This window comes from Microbacterium sp. 01T413_2 (assembly GCF_056398985.1).
In genome coordinates this window covers 38968-53342 of record NZ_JBFTQL010000011.1, presented here as the reverse complement: position 1 = coordinate 53342, position 14375 = coordinate 38968, and the positions used below count along the sequence as shown (strand labels likewise).

Annotated in this window: 14 protein-coding genes; 6 read left to right on the top strand and 8 right to left on the bottom strand. The window is 71.0% G+C overall.

The window, feature by feature from the left end; translation table 11 throughout:
• Positions 1–39 precede the first annotated feature (39 nt).
• Positions 40–948, top strand: coding sequence for a CPBP family glutamic-type intramembrane protease (locus tag AC1DMN_RS08265; RefSeq protein WP_477230448.1), 909 nt, complete (start codon positions 40–42; stop codon positions 946–948).
• Between the two features lie 25 nt (positions 949–973).
• Here the strand turns inward: AC1DMN_RS08265 and AC1DMN_RS08260 are convergent, their stop codons facing one another.
• A complete protein-coding gene (locus tag AC1DMN_RS08260; protein ID WP_477230447.1) occupies positions 974–2017 on the bottom strand; it encodes a zinc-dependent alcohol dehydrogenase family protein in 1044 nt (347 codons plus the stop codon).
• 166 nt (positions 2018–2183) lie between these two features.
• On the opposite strand from AC1DMN_RS08260, the gene AC1DMN_RS08255 reads away from it, so the two are divergent.
• On the top strand, positions 2184–3452 hold the full coding sequence (locus tag AC1DMN_RS08255) for an ammonium transporter (RefSeq protein WP_440734803.1): 1269 nt from the start codon (positions 2184–2186) through the stop codon (positions 3450–3452).
• Positions 3427–4059 carry a hypothetical protein gene (locus tag AC1DMN_RS08250; RefSeq protein WP_440734804.1) on the top strand — a complete coding sequence of 211 codons (633 nt, stop codon included), beginning with the start codon at positions 3427–3429 and terminating at the stop codon, positions 4057–4059. The genes AC1DMN_RS08255 and AC1DMN_RS08250 overlap by 26 nt, the downstream gene beginning before the upstream one ends.
• 63 nt (positions 4060–4122) lie before the next feature.
• On the opposite strand, the gene AC1DMN_RS08245 is transcribed toward AC1DMN_RS08250, so the two are convergent.
• A complete protein-coding gene (locus AC1DMN_RS08245) occupies positions 4123–5070 on the bottom strand; it encodes an endonuclease/exonuclease/phosphatase family protein (protein WP_477230446.1) in 948 nt (315 codons plus the stop codon).
• 164 nt (positions 5071–5234) lie between these two features.
• Here AC1DMN_RS08245 and AC1DMN_RS08240 point away from each other — a divergent pair, with 164 nt between their 5' ends.
• A complete protein-coding gene (locus AC1DMN_RS08240) occupies positions 5235–5987 on the top strand; it encodes an AAA family ATPase (RefSeq protein WP_477230445.1) in 753 nt (250 codons plus the stop codon).
• Positions 5988–6075: 88 nt separating this feature from the next.
• On the opposite strand, the gene AC1DMN_RS08235 is transcribed toward AC1DMN_RS08240, so the two are convergent.
• From AC1DMN_RS08235 to AC1DMN_RS08215, 5 genes are all read right to left on the bottom strand, one after another.
• Positions 6076–7566, bottom strand: a complete 1491-nt coding sequence (locus tag AC1DMN_RS08235; RefSeq protein WP_477230444.1) for a glycoside hydrolase family 130 protein — start codon at positions 7564–7566, stop codon at positions 6076–6078.
• Complete coding sequence (locus tag AC1DMN_RS08230) at positions 7563–8639, bottom strand: glycosyltransferase (protein WP_441975592.1); 1077 nt, start codon at positions 8637–8639, stop codon at positions 7563–7565. The genes AC1DMN_RS08235 and AC1DMN_RS08230 overlap by 4 nt, the downstream gene beginning before the upstream one ends.
• Positions 8636–9781, bottom strand: coding sequence for a glycosyltransferase (locus tag AC1DMN_RS08225; RefSeq protein WP_477230443.1), 1146 nt, complete (start codon positions 9779–9781; stop codon positions 8636–8638). The genes AC1DMN_RS08230 and AC1DMN_RS08225 overlap by 4 nt, the downstream gene beginning before the upstream one ends.
• Positions 9782–10009: 228 nt before the next feature.
• On the bottom strand, positions 10010–10960 hold the full coding sequence (locus AC1DMN_RS08220) for a sigma factor-like helix-turn-helix DNA-binding protein (RefSeq protein WP_441975594.1): 951 nt from the start codon (positions 10958–10960) through the stop codon (positions 10010–10012).
• A gap of 33 nt (positions 10961–10993) precedes the next feature.
• Positions 10994–11452 carry a carboxymuconolactone decarboxylase family protein gene (locus tag AC1DMN_RS08215; RefSeq protein WP_441975595.1) on the bottom strand — a complete coding sequence of 153 codons (459 nt, stop codon included), beginning with the start codon at positions 11450–11452 and terminating at the stop codon, positions 10994–10996.
• A 184-nt stretch (positions 11453–11636) separates the two neighbouring features.
• Here AC1DMN_RS08215 and AC1DMN_RS08210 point away from each other — a divergent pair, with 184 nt between their 5' ends.
• Positions 11637–12152, top strand: coding sequence for a methylated-DNA--[protein]-cysteine S-methyltransferase (locus AC1DMN_RS08210; RefSeq protein ID WP_441975596.1), 516 nt, complete (start codon positions 11637–11639; stop codon positions 12150–12152).
• A 92-nt stretch (positions 12153–12244) separates the two neighbouring features.
• A complete protein-coding gene (locus tag AC1DMN_RS08205) occupies positions 12245–13516 on the top strand; it encodes an HNH endonuclease (protein ID WP_477230442.1) in 1272 nt (423 codons plus the stop codon).
• Positions 13517–13837: 321 nt separating this feature from the next.
• Here the strand turns inward: AC1DMN_RS08205 and AC1DMN_RS08200 are convergent, their stop codons facing one another.
• Entirely contained in the window at positions 13838–14362 is a 525-nt protein-coding gene (locus AC1DMN_RS08200; RefSeq protein WP_477230441.1) for an NADPH-dependent FMN reductase, read from the bottom strand.
• Positions 14363–14375 lie beyond the last annotated feature (13 nt).

Sequence of the window (14375 nt, the reverse complement as noted above, 5' to 3'; positions counted from 1 at the left end):
CGTCGTCGCGGGCCCGTCGCTGGCGGAAAGGTCAGCATCATGGCAGTCGTCGGCAACCTCGGTCGGTCATCCCACGCGGCGCCCCGCGGGCTGCTCGCCCGGAATCCGCTCACCTCCTACTTCGTGATCGCCTACCTCGTCTCGTGGCTGATCGAGGTGCCGGTCGCGCTGTCGGCGCAGGGCGTGCTGCCGGCCCTGCCGAAACCGGTGATCGCGATCGCGGTCGTCGCCGCGACCTTCGGACCCACGGTCGGTGCCTTCGTCATGACGGGCGTGCTGGAGGGGAAGGCAGGAATCACCCACCTGCTCCACCGGTACGTGCAATGGCGGGTCGGGATCGTCTGGTACCTGTTCCTGCTCGTCGGGGTGCCGATCATCATCGTGCTGGGCACGATCGTCGTGCCGGGGGCGCTGTCGTCGTTCCAGCCGATCGTCGGGCCGCTGCTCGCCGCCTACCCGCTGGCATTCCTGATGACGTTCCTCCTCGGCGGCCCGCTGGGCGAGGAACCTGGATGGCGAGGGTTCGCCCTGCCGCGGCTGCAGGACCGCTACGGTCCGCTGACGGGGAGTGTCATCCTCGGCCTGCTGTGGGCGTTCTGGCACTTCCCGCTCTTCTGGAGCGGGGTGTGGACGCCGCCGACGCTCACGAACATGGTGATGTTCGTGGTGATGATCACGGCGCTGACGATCATGATGACCTGGGTCTTCAACCACGCGGCGGGCAGCGTGCTGATCACAATGCTGATGCACGCCTCCTTCAACACCTTCGCGAACAAGGTGGGCGCGCCGCTCTTCCCCGCGCCGATCTTCAACGACTACGGGCTTCTGCCGGTGCTGATCGGCTTCACGGTCACGGCTCTCGTGCTGATCGTCGTGACCCGCGGCCGGCTCGGCCTCCCGAAGGGGGCGCGATCGCCCGGACTGGACGCGACGACGACAGCGACGTGAGCCGCGTCTCGGCGGCACGCGGCGATCAGTCGATCCGCTGCGGATCCACCATGGTCATGCCCGCCACGGTGGCCCGGTCGAAGCCGGGCAGCAGCGCCGCGGCCTCCTCGAGACCGATGGTGCGCTCGATGAGGCGTTGCGGGGCGAGGCGCCCTTCGGCGATCAGCGCCATCATCGCTGGGTAGTCCGTGGCCGCCATGCCGTGGCTGCCGAGCAGGTCGAGCTCCCAGCCGATCACGCGGTCCATCGGCACGCGCGGGTGCCCGTCGATCGGCGGGAGCAGGCCGATCTGCACGTGCCGGCCGCGCCGGCGCAGCCCCAGGATCGCGTCGGCGAGGGTCTGCTCGCTGCCCACCGCATCGACGGAGACGTGGCTTCCGCCTCCGGTCAGCGCGGCCACGGCGGCCGGGATGTCGGTCCCGTCCGCGAGGAGCGTGTGCTCGGCGCCGACTTCGGCGGCCACGGCGAGGGCCTCCGGGTTGCGGTCCACGGCGATGACGCGCGCACCGGCCGCCCGGGCGATCATCACGGCGCTGAGCCCGACGCCGCCGGCTCCGATCACCGTGACCCATTCGCCGTCGCGCACCTGCGCGCGTCCGACGAGCGCGCGGAACGCGGTGGCGAAGCGGCAGCCGAGACTCGCCGCCGTGGCGAAGTCCACCTCGTCCGGCAGCGCGACCAGGTTCACGTCGGCTGCGTGCAGGGCGACTGCCTCGGCGAAGGATCCCCAGTGCGTGAAGCCGGGCTGCTGCTGGTCGGGGCAGACCTGCGCGTTGCCGGAGAGGCACCATTCACAACGCCCGCAGCCGCACACGAACGGCACGGTCACGCGATCGCCCACCTGCCAGCGGGTGACCCGCGGTCCCACTTCGGTGATGATCCCGGCGAGCTCGTGCCCCGGCACATGCGGGAACGCGATGTCGTCGTGCCCGGCCCAGGCGTGCCAATCGCTGCGGCACATCCCCGTGGCCATCACCCGGACGAGGACGCCGTCATCGGGCACGTCCGGCTCGGGGACCGAGCGCACCTCCGGCTGGGAACGGACCGCATCGAACACCACTGCACGCATGGGCTCATCCTGCCAGGCGGCGGGCCCCGCGTTACAGCTTGTTCACGTCGGGTGCGTTCGACGAAACGGAATGGAAACACAGCGCGCGTCGAGGCGAAACGCACGGGTGACAGTCTGACCTCACCCGACGCTGCAGGAGCGTTCTCACTGAGAGAGGAGCGGACCCATGGATCAGGGAAACACCGCCTTCGTTTTGATCTGTGCAGCCCTCGTGCTGCTCATGACGCCAGGTCTGGCGTTCTTCTACGGTGGCCTCGTCAAGGCCAAGAGCGTGATCAGCATGATGATGATGAGCTTCGGCGCGATCGGTCTGATCGGCGTGCTGTGGGTCGTCTTCGGCTATGCGATCGCGTTCCCCAGCGGTAAGGGCCTGATCGCCCCGTGGACCATCGACTGGTCCGCGATCGGCCTGAACAGCCTGCTCGAGGTTCCGAAGGGCGCAGCGTACCCGCCGCTCGCGTTCGTCGCGTTCCAGGCGACCTTCGCGATCATCACCGTCGCCCTCGTCTCCGGCGCCATCGCCGACCGTGCCAAGTTCGGATCCTGGATGATCTTCGCCGGCATCTGGGCGACGGTCGTCTACTTCCCGGTCGCGAGCTGGGTCTTCAACTTCGGCCTGAACAAGGACGGCACCTTCGCCTACGGCGGCTGGGTCACCAAGGGCCTTCAGGACTGGCTCGGCGTCGGCGCGATCGACTTCGCAGGCGGCACCGCGGTGCACATCAACGCCGGAGCCGCCGGTCTCGCGCTCGCCCTCGTGCTCGGCCGCCGCATCGGCTTCCAGAAGGGCGCCGACGTGCCGCACAACCCGCCGTTCGTGCTGCTCGGCGCCGGCCTGCTGTGGTTCGGCTGGTTCGGGTTCAACGCCGGTTCCGAGCTCGGCGCCGACGGCACCGCCGCGATCGCGTTCGTGAACACCCTCGCGGCTCCCGCGGCCGCTCTGCTCAGCTGGCTGGTGATGGAGAAGATCCGCAACGGCAAGCCGACCTCGGTCGGCGCCGCATCCGGTGCTGTCGCCGGTCTCGTCGCGATCACCCCGGCCTGCGCCGCGCTCACCCCGATCTGGGCGGTCGTGCTCGGCCTCCTCGCCGGTGCGGTCTGCCAGCTCGCGATCGACCTGAAGTTCAAGCTCGGCTTCGATGACTCGCTCGACGTGGTCGGCATCCACCTCATCGGCGGCATCCTGGGAACGCTCTACCTGGGCGTGTTCGCCAACGGCACCGGCCTGATCTTCAGCGGCAGCTTCGCACAGCTCGCGGCCCAGGCGCTCGCAGCAGGCGCCGTGCTCGTCTACTCGTTCGCACTCGCCTTCGGGATCGGATTCGTCATCGAGAAGCTCCTCGGATTCCGGGTGAAGAACGAGGACGAGATCGCAGGGCTCGACACCGTGGTGCACGGCGAAGAGGGCTATGTCCTCATCGGCGCGCGGGTCTGAGCCGGTGAACCCCGCCTTCCTCGCGGCGAGCTCCGCCACGGCCGGTCTCCTGCAGTTGCGGAACCTGCCGAGGCGCGGGCTCGCCGCAGGAGGCGGCCATGTGCGCGAGATCTGCGGACTGCGCGGTCCGAATGGAGAGCTGCACTGGGCCCTGCAGCTCGTCGAGCTGCGGGGCCCGGTGGGCATCCTGCATCTGGTGGACGAGGCGACGCACGTGCTCGCCGGGATCGGCGGCCCGCAGGTCGACGTCGGTCCTGGCGCGCCGGTCGGACTGCGCAAGGAGCGGGTGCTGCGGCACACGGGCCCGCTCCTGGAACTGCGCCGGCCCCGGCTCCGTGCTGCGGAGCTGAGCCGGATCCTCGTCCTGTCCACGGTGACATCCCGGGCGAGGCCGGCGCTGGTCTTCGCCGACCTGCACGGTGCATCCGATCTGCCCGAGGATACGCGCGCGGTGGTCGTGCGCTCGGGGCGGGTGAGCATGGGCGGCAGCACGGCATCGGCGATGGAAGCGCTGGTGCTGCCGTCCGCAATGACGGGGGACAGTGCGGTCACTCGCGGACCCGGGATCGTCGCCGATGACGCCCGGGTCCTCATGGTCGTCGGCTGAGGCCGCCTCGAACCGGCGGCCCTCAGCCGGCCGGATCAGCCGCGTCGGATCAGTCGCTCAGGATCAGCCGCTCAGGGCCGCGAGGATCGCGAGGTGGTCGCTGGCGCCGGCCGATTCCGTCCGTCCGGAGGCGGCCGCGAAGCCGCGCTGGAAGACATGGTCGATCCGGACTGCGGGGAACGATGCGGGCCAGGTGAACGAGGGGCCGATCCCGCCGAACCGCACCTCGCCGAGCCTCCCGGCGATCGCGGCGAGAGCCGGATCCGTCGATACGGCATTGAAATCGCCGAGGGCGATCACGCGATGGCTCCGATCCGCACCGATCTGCTCGCCCAGCGCGGAGAGCATCCCATCTCTGGCGCTCTGCGCGCCCGGGCGCAGCGAGGCGGCGTGCACCACGTAGACGCTGACGGGGCCGCCGGGTGCGTCCACCTCGACGCGCAGCGCGCGCTTCCAACCCAGCCCGAGGTCGAGCGCTTCCTCGTCGAGGATCGGGTACCGGCTCCAGACCCCGACGGTGCCGACCCGGTAGGCGTGCGGGTACGCATCGGCGAGCTCGTCCGCGATCGCCGCTCCCGAATCGCCGTCGAGCTCCGTGAACGCCAGGATCTGGGCGCCCTGGCCGGCGAGGGCGCGTGCGGACGCCGCCCCGGTGCCCGATCCTGCCTGCACGTTCTGCGTGGCGACCAGCAGGCCTGAGGCTCCGGGGGACGGATCGCCCTGCCACGGCACGGGGAGGAACCCCCACAGCGCCACGGTCCAGGCGACGACAGGCACCGCCGCGATCCATGCCGTCCGCGGCCGGATCAGCAGGGCGGCGACCACGAGCGGGGCCAGGAGCAGCCCCAGCCAGGGCAGGGCCACAGCGATCGCCGTGCCGAGCGGGCCGGGGACCGATCCGAGCAGCACAGCGACGGTCAGCGCCATGGCGGCCAGCAGCAGTGCGACGATGGCACCGCGGCGGGGCGCGGCGCGTGTCGTCCTGACCGGGTCCCGCGTCGCCTGACTCACGGATCCATCCTTCCGGTCCCGGTCTGAGGAACGGCTGACGGTCCGGTTCCGGGGTGCTGCTGCTGGCCTCGTCAGTCGTGCGAGCGGTACGGCAGCCCAGGCTCGGGCCCCGTGTCGGTCAGGCCGGGCACAATGGATCCGAGCCGATCGCCGGAGGGAGCGCCATGGATCCGTTCTGGGACCCGCGCAGCCGCCGGCGCCGGCAGCAGCCGGTCGTCGCGGTGTACCCGGCCGATGACGCCCCCTCCACGAGCGACACCTGGCCGGCGAGCATTCCCGCGGTCGCCCAGATGCTGCGGGAGGGCATCGACCTGGATCCGGGAGTGACGTTCCTGGTCGGCGAGAACGGCAGCGGCAAGTCGACGCTGGTCGAGGGCATCGCGGTCGCCTACGGGCTCTCGCCGGAGGGCGGATCCCGCCAGGCCCGGCACAGCACCCGCCCGACTGAGTCGCCGCTGTCGGAGTGGCTCCGCATCCAGCGCGGTGTGGGCGCGAACCGGTGGGGCTTCTTCCTGCGCGCCGAGACGATGCACTCGTTCTACACGTACCTCGAGGAGAACCCGTCAACCGGACCGGAGCCGCTGTTCCACGAGATGAGCCACGGCGAGTCATTCCTCGCCGTGCTCGAGACGCGCTTCGACGATCCCGGCTTCTACTGCCTCGACGAGCCCGAGGCGGCGCTCTCGTTCTCCTCGACCCTGAGCCTCATCGCCGTGCTGCGCCGGATCGCCGACGAGGGAGGGCAGGTGCTCTGCGCGACGCACTCGCCGGTGCTCGCCGCGCTGCCGGGCGCGACGATCCTCGAGGTCGGGGAGTGGGGCCTGCGCCCGGCGGTGTGGGAGGACCTGGAGCTCGTGCGGCACTGGCGGTCCTTCCTCGACGAACCCGGACGCTACACCCGGCACCTGCTGGACTGAGTGCTGCACGTACTGGACGGGCCCGGTCTGCCAGGGCGACGTGGGCCGGAAGGCCGAGCCGTCACGCGGCTGGGCGGCTCTCGACGGATCAGCCGAGGTCGTGCGTCTCCTCCGAGTGCGCCGTGGAGGGCGGGGTCATCGCGGCGAGCAGGGCGGAGACCTCGACGTGCGCGACGCGGATGCGCTGATCATCTACCCCGTACGGGATCCACAGCACCCCGTCGTGGACGAGGCCGCCGCAGCTGTAGACGACGTTCGGCACGTAGCCGCCCCCGTTCCGCGGCGGTTCGATCAGCGGCGTGGGGAGCACGCCGATGACCTGGGACGGATCGTCGAGATCCAGCAGCAGCGCGCCGATGCTGTAGAGGCGGAACGGTCCGACGCCGTGCGTGAGGACGATCCAGCCCTGCGGGGTCTCGATCGGTGAGCCGCAGTTGCCGGTCTGCACGATCTCCCAGGGGGCGCTCGGAATGTGCAGGATCGTCTCGTCCTCCCAGACCAGGCCGTCCACGGACCTGGTCAGGGTGATCGACTCGCCGTCGCCGCGACCGAGCGCGAGATGCGTACCGTGGACGGGCCGGGGGAACAGGGCCATACCCTTCGTCCGGGTCGCGGATCCGACGAGGCGATGAATCGAGAAGTCCCGGAAGTCGTCTGTCGTCAGCAGACGCGACGAGATCGCGTGACCGTCGTAGGCCGTGAAAGTCCCCGCGTACGCGGGCCCATCGGCGCGCGGTGTCCGGACGAGCCGGAGGTCTTCGATGCCCTGCCGCTCTTCGTCGGCGGCCGGGAGCAGCACGCGCGCGGTGAGCGCGCTGTCCGCCGGGAAGGTCGCGTGATAGGCCGAATCGGCGACGATCCGCATCGCGTCGAGATGCGCACGAGCACCCGCCCGTCGCAGGAAGGGAGCACGCAGCGTCTGAATGGTCTGCTCGATCAGACCGCTCTCGAACCGGTCCGGGAGGATCTGGCCGATCGCGTCCGTGAGCTCGTCGGTGCCGCCGGCGTGCTCGAGAGCACGCAGGAAATGCTCCTTCTGCCACTCGCCCTCGCTGACGGACGCAAGGCGCGGCGGGGCCTGCCTCGGCAGGAAGCGCCATGTCCGTCCCGGCCCGATCACCGCTTCGCAGAACTGGATCGAGGAGACGTGCCCCTCGCCGATCGAGCGCAGCGACAGCAGCACGCGCAGTTGCCCGTCGGCCAGGCCGGTCTGATCCGGATGCGGCACGGTGCTCGGGTTGCACAGCGCGGCGCCTTCGAGCGAGTACTCCGCGGTGAAGGTCGCCCCGATGACGAGTGCGGCGTCCTCGTCGAGCTCTGGCGCGTCAGCGAGGCGCACCATGGCGGCGTTCTGAAGGACGCCGCTCAGCAGAGACGGATCCCGCCCCGAGAGACGGTCGCGAACGCGGTGCGCGCAAGCGGCGAGCACATCCGCGGGCAGGGCCAGCACCCGATCGAGCACCGCCTGCGTGCGGGAGGATCCACCCGGGGTGCTCTCCCCGGGGAGGAAGAGCCGAGCGACAACCCGGTCGGACTCCGCGCCGAGCTCGATGCCGGCGTCTTCGGCGAGGACCGTCATCTCAGGCCGGCCCGCGCGGAGCGCGCGCACTGGAAGGCGCTGAGCGCTGCGAGGGTCGACTCCGCCCCGCGGTTCTCGTTGCGTCCGGTCGGCGTGAGCCCGTCGTAGCCGGCGCCTGTGAGCGGGTCGAACATCGCGATGCCGGCGTCGTTCTCGCCGGTGAACCAGGCCCAGATCCGCAGCGACTCGTGGTGCCAGCGCTCGTCGCGCGTGACCGAAGCCGCGCGCAGGCAGGCGTCGGCGATCGTGGCGGGCTCGATCGGCTGCTGGTCGCCCGCCCGCTCCGGATCCGACCGATCCCGTCCTCCGGGGCCCGCGAACGACAGCATCCCCGACGGTCTCGTCTCCAGCCGCAGCAGCGTGTCCAGCATCTCCAGGCCGGTGTCGATCGCATCCGACCGCTGCAATGCCTGCCCTCCCGCGATGAGCGCCTCGCACAGGGCGCCGTTCGCGTAGCGCAGCCGCTGTTCCGGCCAACCCCGATCCGCGCCCTCCGGCCGGGGGACGCGGCGCAGGCCGTCGGCCAGCAGCATCCGGGCGGCGGTGAGCTCCGGGAAGGTGAGGAGGGCGTCGGCCGCGCCGATCGCCGCGAAAGCGGACGCGCGCACGTCGGGGGAGCCCTGCTGCGCTGCTCGCAGGAAGACACGAAGTGCACGTGCGCGGATCCCCGGGTCCCGTGAGTGCCGGATGGCTGCACCGAGTCCGAGGACGGCCCGCCCCCACCAATCGCCGATGCTCGGCGGATCGGTCCAGGTGCCGTCCGCCGCCCTCCGGTTGCGCACAGTACCGTCGGGGGCGACCGCGCTCTCCAAGAAGGACAGGGAGAGCTCGATCAGGTGGTGCAGCTCCACGGTGTTGGGCGAGGCGCGTCGGGACGGTTCCCGGACGGCCACCGCGAGTACCCGGGCGACGTCGTCCGTGCAGTGCCCGTGTTCGAGGCGAGGGGTCTCGCACAGAGCGTGCTCGTAGACCCCGTACGGGCCGGTCAGCGCGATGAGGTGCCCCAGGGGAAGGGGTCCCGCGGTCGTCGCCGGCGCGTCCGGAACCGCGATGGCGGTGGCGGCCGCGTTCATCCGGCCACCTGCAGCGCCATCGTCAGGTCGGCGGCGAGCGCCCGATACTGATCGGCGACCGACGTCCAGCCGTTGGCGAGCGCGCCGTGCGCCGTCCGTGACGCCGCGCTGTGAGCCGGGGCGGGTGCGCGCAGAATCGTGCCGATCGCGGCTGCGATCTGCGTGGGGCTCTGATGCGCGACGAGGATGCCCGCACCGTCGGACAACAGTTCCACGGCGTGCGGGAACCTCGTCGCGATCACGGGTCGTCCCGCCGCGATGGCCTCCACGAGCACGCCCGAGGTGGTCTGCTCGCGGGAGTCGTAAGGCAGGAGCACCACGTCGGCGGTGACCACCTCGAGCGCGAGCTCGTCCTGCGTGCGATATCGCGCGTCGATCTCGACCAGATCTCCCACGCCCAGTTCGTCCGCGAGCGCCCACAGGGATCGGCGGTACTGCTGACCATGCTCCGCGAGGACCTTCGGGTGCGTCTGCCCGAGCACCCGGTAAAGCGGAGGGGACGCGATCCCGGTGCGGCGCATCACGGCGATCGCCATGATGCCCCATTCGATCCCCTTGCCGGGACCGAGCAGCCCCCAGGTCAGCACCGTCGGTCGATGGGGAGCATCGGAGGCAACGACGGGACCCCACTCGTCGACGCCGTGCGGGATGACGCGCAGCCGCGACGCAGACACCCCGAATTCGTCGACGAGCAGTCGCGCTCCCGACTCCGTCATCGCGACGACGGTGTCGCTGTGGTCCACGACCGCGGTGGTGACCCGGCGCTGATGCGGGCGGGGCGCGGCGAGGATCGTGTGCATGACCGTGATGACCGGCCGCCGGATCAGATCCAGCAGATCGATGATCTCCGCGCCGTCCGGACCGCCGTAGATCCCGAACTCGTGCTGCACGATCACGACGTCGCAGCCGTTCAGCGCCTGTGCGGCTGCGCGTCGGCTCGGCGGATCCCCCGGGCTCAACGTCGTGGCGATCCGCAGGCGGAGGCCTGGGACGGAAGGGCCCGCCGGCACGCCGTCGTCGACGCGGACGATCACCGACTCGTCGCCCGGGCTCTTCGACAGGGCCCCCGCCAGCGCGGCGGTGAACGTCGCGAGGCCGCATCGTGTCGGGGGGAACGTGCTGACGAATCCGAAACGTGTCATGAGAAGCACGCCTTTCCGCTCGGGCTCGCGCTGCAGCGCGGAGCCGATGGCGAGACGTCTGCCGAAGGGCACCTCCCGTGGAACCGCGATGCGCGACCCGGTCAGCGGCCGGCCGATCGGCCCAGGTGCCGCTGTTGATCCTCAGCGTACGCCCGCCGAACCGCCTTCGGGGCCGGCCGTCTCGCACGTTCGGGATACCGTGACCTCGGTTCTCGCCGTTCGATGCCCTCAGAACGCGTGTGCGAGCTTGTCGGGGTTGCAGACCTGGCGGAGCCCGTGGATGAGGCCGTCGGCGCCGAACTCGAGGGTGAGCACGTCGGTGCGACCGGAATGCGTGAGTGCGACCGCGGGCTCGCCGTTGACGTCGAGCTGCGCGACTCCGAAAGGCAGCGACGGGTCGGCCGTGGCCTTCTCCAGCACACCGAAGAGGAAGCGCCGCACGCGGTCGGCGCCGAAGATCGGGTTGAGGGCCGCGCGCACTCGCCCGCCGCCGTCGCTCCACAGGATCGCGTCATCGGCGAGCAGCGCGAGCACACCGGAGATGTCGCCGTGCTCGACCGCGGCGAGCAGAGCACCGAGCGCCGCCGGATCCGCCGCGCGCGTCGAAGCGGGATCGTCCGCGAGGTGCAGTCGGCGTTCACCGCGCGAGATGAGCTGCCGCACCGCGGCGGGGGAGCGCTCCAGGATGCGTCCGATCTCCACGGCCGACATCCCGAATGCGCGGTGCAGCACGACCGCCGCTCGCGCATCGGGCGCGAGCTGCTCGGCCATGTGCAGCAGCGCGAGCGAGAGCAGCTCGCGRTCGGCYACCGCRTCCTCGGGCAGCCGCGAGGTCGCGACGGGYTCSGGCARCCACGGGCCGACGTAGTCCTCCCGCATCGCYGCGAGCGCGCGCACGCGGTCGATCGAGCGGCGGACGCATACCGTCGTCAGCCACGCGGGCCAGGAGCGCACGCGTCCCGCCGAGGAGGAGCTGTCCCCACCGGGCTCGTCCGCACCAGGCCCGTCGAGGCCGTCCGCGTCGCGGCGCTCGGCGCGCTCCTGCTGCAGCGCCTCGATCGCGACCTCGGAGACCACGTCCTCGGCGTGCCCGTAGTCGCCGAGCATCCGGTAGGCGATGCCGATCAGGCGCCCGCGCTCCGCCTGCCACGCGCGCGTGGCAGGCGAGGCGAGCGTCATGGGCCCACGGTAGCGCGCCCCCTCCGACACCACTCAGACGATCGGGTGCTTGTCGTCGATCGGCGGCGCCATCTCGGTGGCGATGGCCACGCGGTTCCAGACGTTGATCGTGCAGATCGCCAGCACGAGGGCGCCGAGCTCGCCCTCGTCGAAGTGCTGCGCGGCAGCGTTCCAGATCTCGTCCGTCACGGTCTCCGGACCGAGCTGCGTGACGGCATCGGTCAGGGCGAGTGCCGCCAACTCCTTCTCGGCGAAGAAACCCCTGGCGTGCTGCCACGCGCCGACCGCGTGCAGGGTGCGCTGGGGGATGCCGCGCTTGGCGCCCTCGGTCGCGTGCATGTCGACGCAGAACCCGCATCCGTTCAGGATCGAGGCGCGCAGCTTGATCAGCTCGTACAGCCGCGGCTCCACGCTCTTGCGGGAGTACGCCTCCAGCCCGAGCACCGCGGCGTAGCCGAGCTTGTTGGTGCGGCCCATGTCGATCCTGGTCATCGTCGTTCCTCTTCCGGCCGACGCCCCGGCGGATCTCGTCGGCGTTCGTGCGGCTCTCATCAGGGATGTCGGAGCGCGGTGCGAAAGTGTGACACGGGTGCTGCATCGATCGCCGGATCGGTGTCGCGGGTGACGATCTGCGGGCGTTGTCCGCGATGTCGGATCCCCGGCGTACGATCGGCGCGTGACCTTCTCCGGCTCGATCGCGACGCCCGTGGGCGTGCTCTCCGTGCACAGCGACGGCACGGCGATCCGCCGGGTGCATTGGCCGCGCCGCGGGCATTCCACGCCGGCGGTTCCGGGCATGCCGTCCGACGCCGAGCGGGATCCGCTGCTCGCCGATGCCCTCGCCCAGCTCGGCGCCTACTTCGCGGGGGAGCGGGCCGTGTTCGACCTGCCGTTCGACCTCGGACCGCAGTCCGATGTCACGAACGCGGTGCTGCACGCGCTCTACGACACGGTCCTGCACGGCGAGACCGTGACCTACGGCGAGCTCGCCGAGCGCAGCGGCACGTCGGTCCCGGCCCGCGCGATCGGATCCATCATGGGAGCGAACCCGATCCCGATCATCGTGCCCTGTCATCGCGTGGTCGCGAGCGACGGCCTCGGCGGCTACTCCGGCGGTGCGCCCGGCGAGGGACTGCACACGAAGCGCTGGCTGCTCGAGCATGAGGGGGCGCTGCCGCAGGCGCTGTTCTGAGCCGGATCCGATCCTCGTCGGGTTCCGTTCCGCGATGGATCCGGCTGTGGAGAACTCTTCCAATCATCGAAGATATGTTCTATAATTGACGTATGGAGAAGCCCCTCGATCACTACCTCCGCCGCAGTGCGGAGATCGTCGGGGAGTGCGCAGAACTGGGCCGCGAGATCGCTCGGCTGCAGGCACGCCAGCTGGCTCTTGCCCACGAGCGCGTGGCGCTGCTGCTCGATGAGATCCGCCCCGGATCCGACGGGTTCGACGCGGCCGAGCGGTCGATGATCAGTGAGTTCTCGGTGGGCATGCACCTGTCCCGCTACGCCGCCGCAAAGCTCCTCGCCACCGGGTATTCCCTGCACGAACGATTCCCCGTCACCTGCGCGGCGCTCGAGACGGGGGAGGTCTCGCTCGGGCACGTCGAGGCGATCCTCGAAGCCGCCGCGGACATCCCCCATGACGACACCGGCACGCTGGCCGAATACGAGGCGCAGGTCGTGCCGTTCGCCGCCGCCGAATCGCGGGCGCGCACGAAGGCCTTCGCCGAGACCGTGGCTGCGGCGGTCGCTCCGGTCGCCCTGACCGAGGTGCACCGACGCGCCCACGATGATCGCGCTGTGAGCGTGACCGACGACGGCGCCGGGCAGGCCACGATGCACGCGACCGGGCCGGCGGCGCTCATCCACGCCGCGTTCGACCTGCTCACGCAGGAAGGCCGTGCCGTCCTCGACGCCGCCAAGCAGGAGGGTGCCGTCGAAGACGTGCGACGGCTGGACCAGGTGCGCTTCGACCGGTTCCTGCTGAAGATCCTCACCGGCCGCATCGCCGACGACGCCGACCTCCTCGACCGTGTGCACGCCGTCATTCAGGTCACGGTCGCAGAGACCACTCTTTCCGGCCACGATGACCGGATGGCGGAACTCGACGGGCGCGGGCCGATGGATCCCGACCTCGCCCGCCGCTTCGCCGCCGCCGCGTTCAGCTGGGAACGGCTCGAACTCGACGGCAGGGGAATGATCGTCCGGACCAGCCCGTACCGACCTCCGGAAGCGATGAAACGGTACCTCCGCGCCCGGGATCGGAACTGCCGGTTCCTGAACTGCCGGATGCCGGCCCGGCGATGTCAGGTCGACCACAACCACGACTATGCCCGGTTCGGGCCCACCGATCCCGTGAACCTCGCGTGCTTCTGCGAGACCCACCACGCGCTCAAGCATCCCGACCTCGACCCGCGCTGGCGCTGGACCGCGCGACAGCGTCCTGGCGGCGTCATCGTCTGGACCAGTCCGTCCGGCGTCGAGTACACCGACGCACCACCGCCGCGCGTGATGTTCACGGATGCGGAAGAAAGCAGGGCCGACGCCGCCTGACACAGGCGGGCGTCGACCTGTCATCATCCCGTGGTGACCGCCATCACCCCGCAAGCCGCCTGCCACCAGCCGACTCGACCCGACCGGGTCAGAACCGGGCGGCGAACAGCTGCGCCCGGTGCGCGACCTCCAGACAGGCCGGCTCGAGCTGCACGCTCCTTGTTTCCGCACGAGGCGTTCCCGTACGAGGCGTTCCCGTACGAGGCGTCTCCGTACGAGGCACCTCCGCGCGAGGCGTCACTCCGGATCCGCGGCCCACGATGGTCTCGGACGCGGCGACGGCGACAGAGGCCAGCGACTCGGCCGGGCGGAAGCGGCCGTTCATCGCCCTGTCTCCGCGCCGATGCCGAACGCGTGCCGGATCCGCGGCCACTCGGAATCGACCCACTGGCCGACGATGCTCGCACGATCCTCGACGGCAGCGGCAGGGAACGCCAGCCCGCGGGTGGGTACGCTCGCGCCGAGCTCCACGAGGAGCGGCCGAAGGGTCGTCTCCACCGCGAGCGCATGCGTCGGGGCCCCGATCGTGAGCACGGGCACCGCGGTGAGACCGCGCAGCCCGTCGGATCCGTAGCGGTCCAGGAACGCCTTCAGCAGGCCCGTGTAGGCGGCCTTGTACGTGGGGCTCGCGATCACCGCCACGTCCGCGGTCGCCACCCGGTTCAGCAGGTCGTCGAGCCTGGGCTCGGGGAAGCGGAAGAGCGCGTCCGCGACGTCCGCGAGGTCGATCGTGGCGTCGATGTCCGCGCCGCTGCGCGCACCGAGCAGGGCCGCCACCTCCTCGGCGACGAGACGGGTGCGCGAAGCGGGCTGGGGGTTTCCCACCAGCACTGCGATCCGGGTCATGGGTTTGCCTCCG

Excerpts from the sequence above, each read along its gene's own strand:
- AC1DMN_RS08265 (WP_477230448.1), top strand. The coding sequence starts at position 40 with ATGGCAGTCGTCGGCAACCTCGGTCGGTCATCCCACGCGGCGCCCCGC.
- AC1DMN_RS08215 (WP_441975595.1), bottom strand. The coding sequence starts at position 11,452 with ATGACCAGGATCGACATGGGCCGCACCAACAAGCTCGGCTACGCCGCG.
- AC1DMN_RS08205 (WP_477230442.1), top strand. The coding sequence starts at position 12,245 with ATGGAGAAGCCCCTCGATCACTACCTCCGCCGCAGTGCGGAGATCGTC.
- AC1DMN_RS08240 (WP_477230445.1), top strand. The coding sequence starts at position 5,235 with ATGGATCCGTTCTGGGACCCGCGCAGCCGCCGGCGCCGGCAGCAGCCG.
- AC1DMN_RS08200 (WP_477230441.1), bottom strand. The coding sequence starts at position 14,362 with ATGACCCGGATCGCAGTGCTGGTGGGAAACCCCCAGCCCGCTTCGCGC.
- AC1DMN_RS08230 (WP_441975592.1), bottom strand. The coding sequence starts at position 8,639 with ATGAACGCGGCCGCCACCGCCATCGCGGTTCCGGACGCGCCGGCGACG.
- AC1DMN_RS08250 (WP_440734804.1), top strand. The coding sequence starts at position 3,427 with ATGTCCTCATCGGCGCGCGGGTCTGAGCCGGTGAACCCCGCCTTCCTC.
- AC1DMN_RS08225 (WP_477230443.1), bottom strand. The coding sequence starts at position 9,781 with ATGACACGTTTCGGATTCGTCAGCACGTTCCCCCCGACACGATGCGGC.
- AC1DMN_RS08235 (WP_477230444.1), bottom strand. The coding sequence starts at position 7,566 with ATGACGGTCCTCGCCGAAGACGCCGGCATCGAGCTCGGCGCGGAGTCC.
- AC1DMN_RS08260 (WP_477230447.1), bottom strand. The coding sequence starts at position 2,017 with ATGCGTGCAGTGGTGTTCGATGCGGTCCGTTCCCAGCCGGAGGTGCGC.
- AC1DMN_RS08255 (WP_440734803.1), top strand. The coding sequence starts at position 2,184 with ATGGATCAGGGAAACACCGCCTTCGTTTTGATCTGTGCAGCCCTCGTG.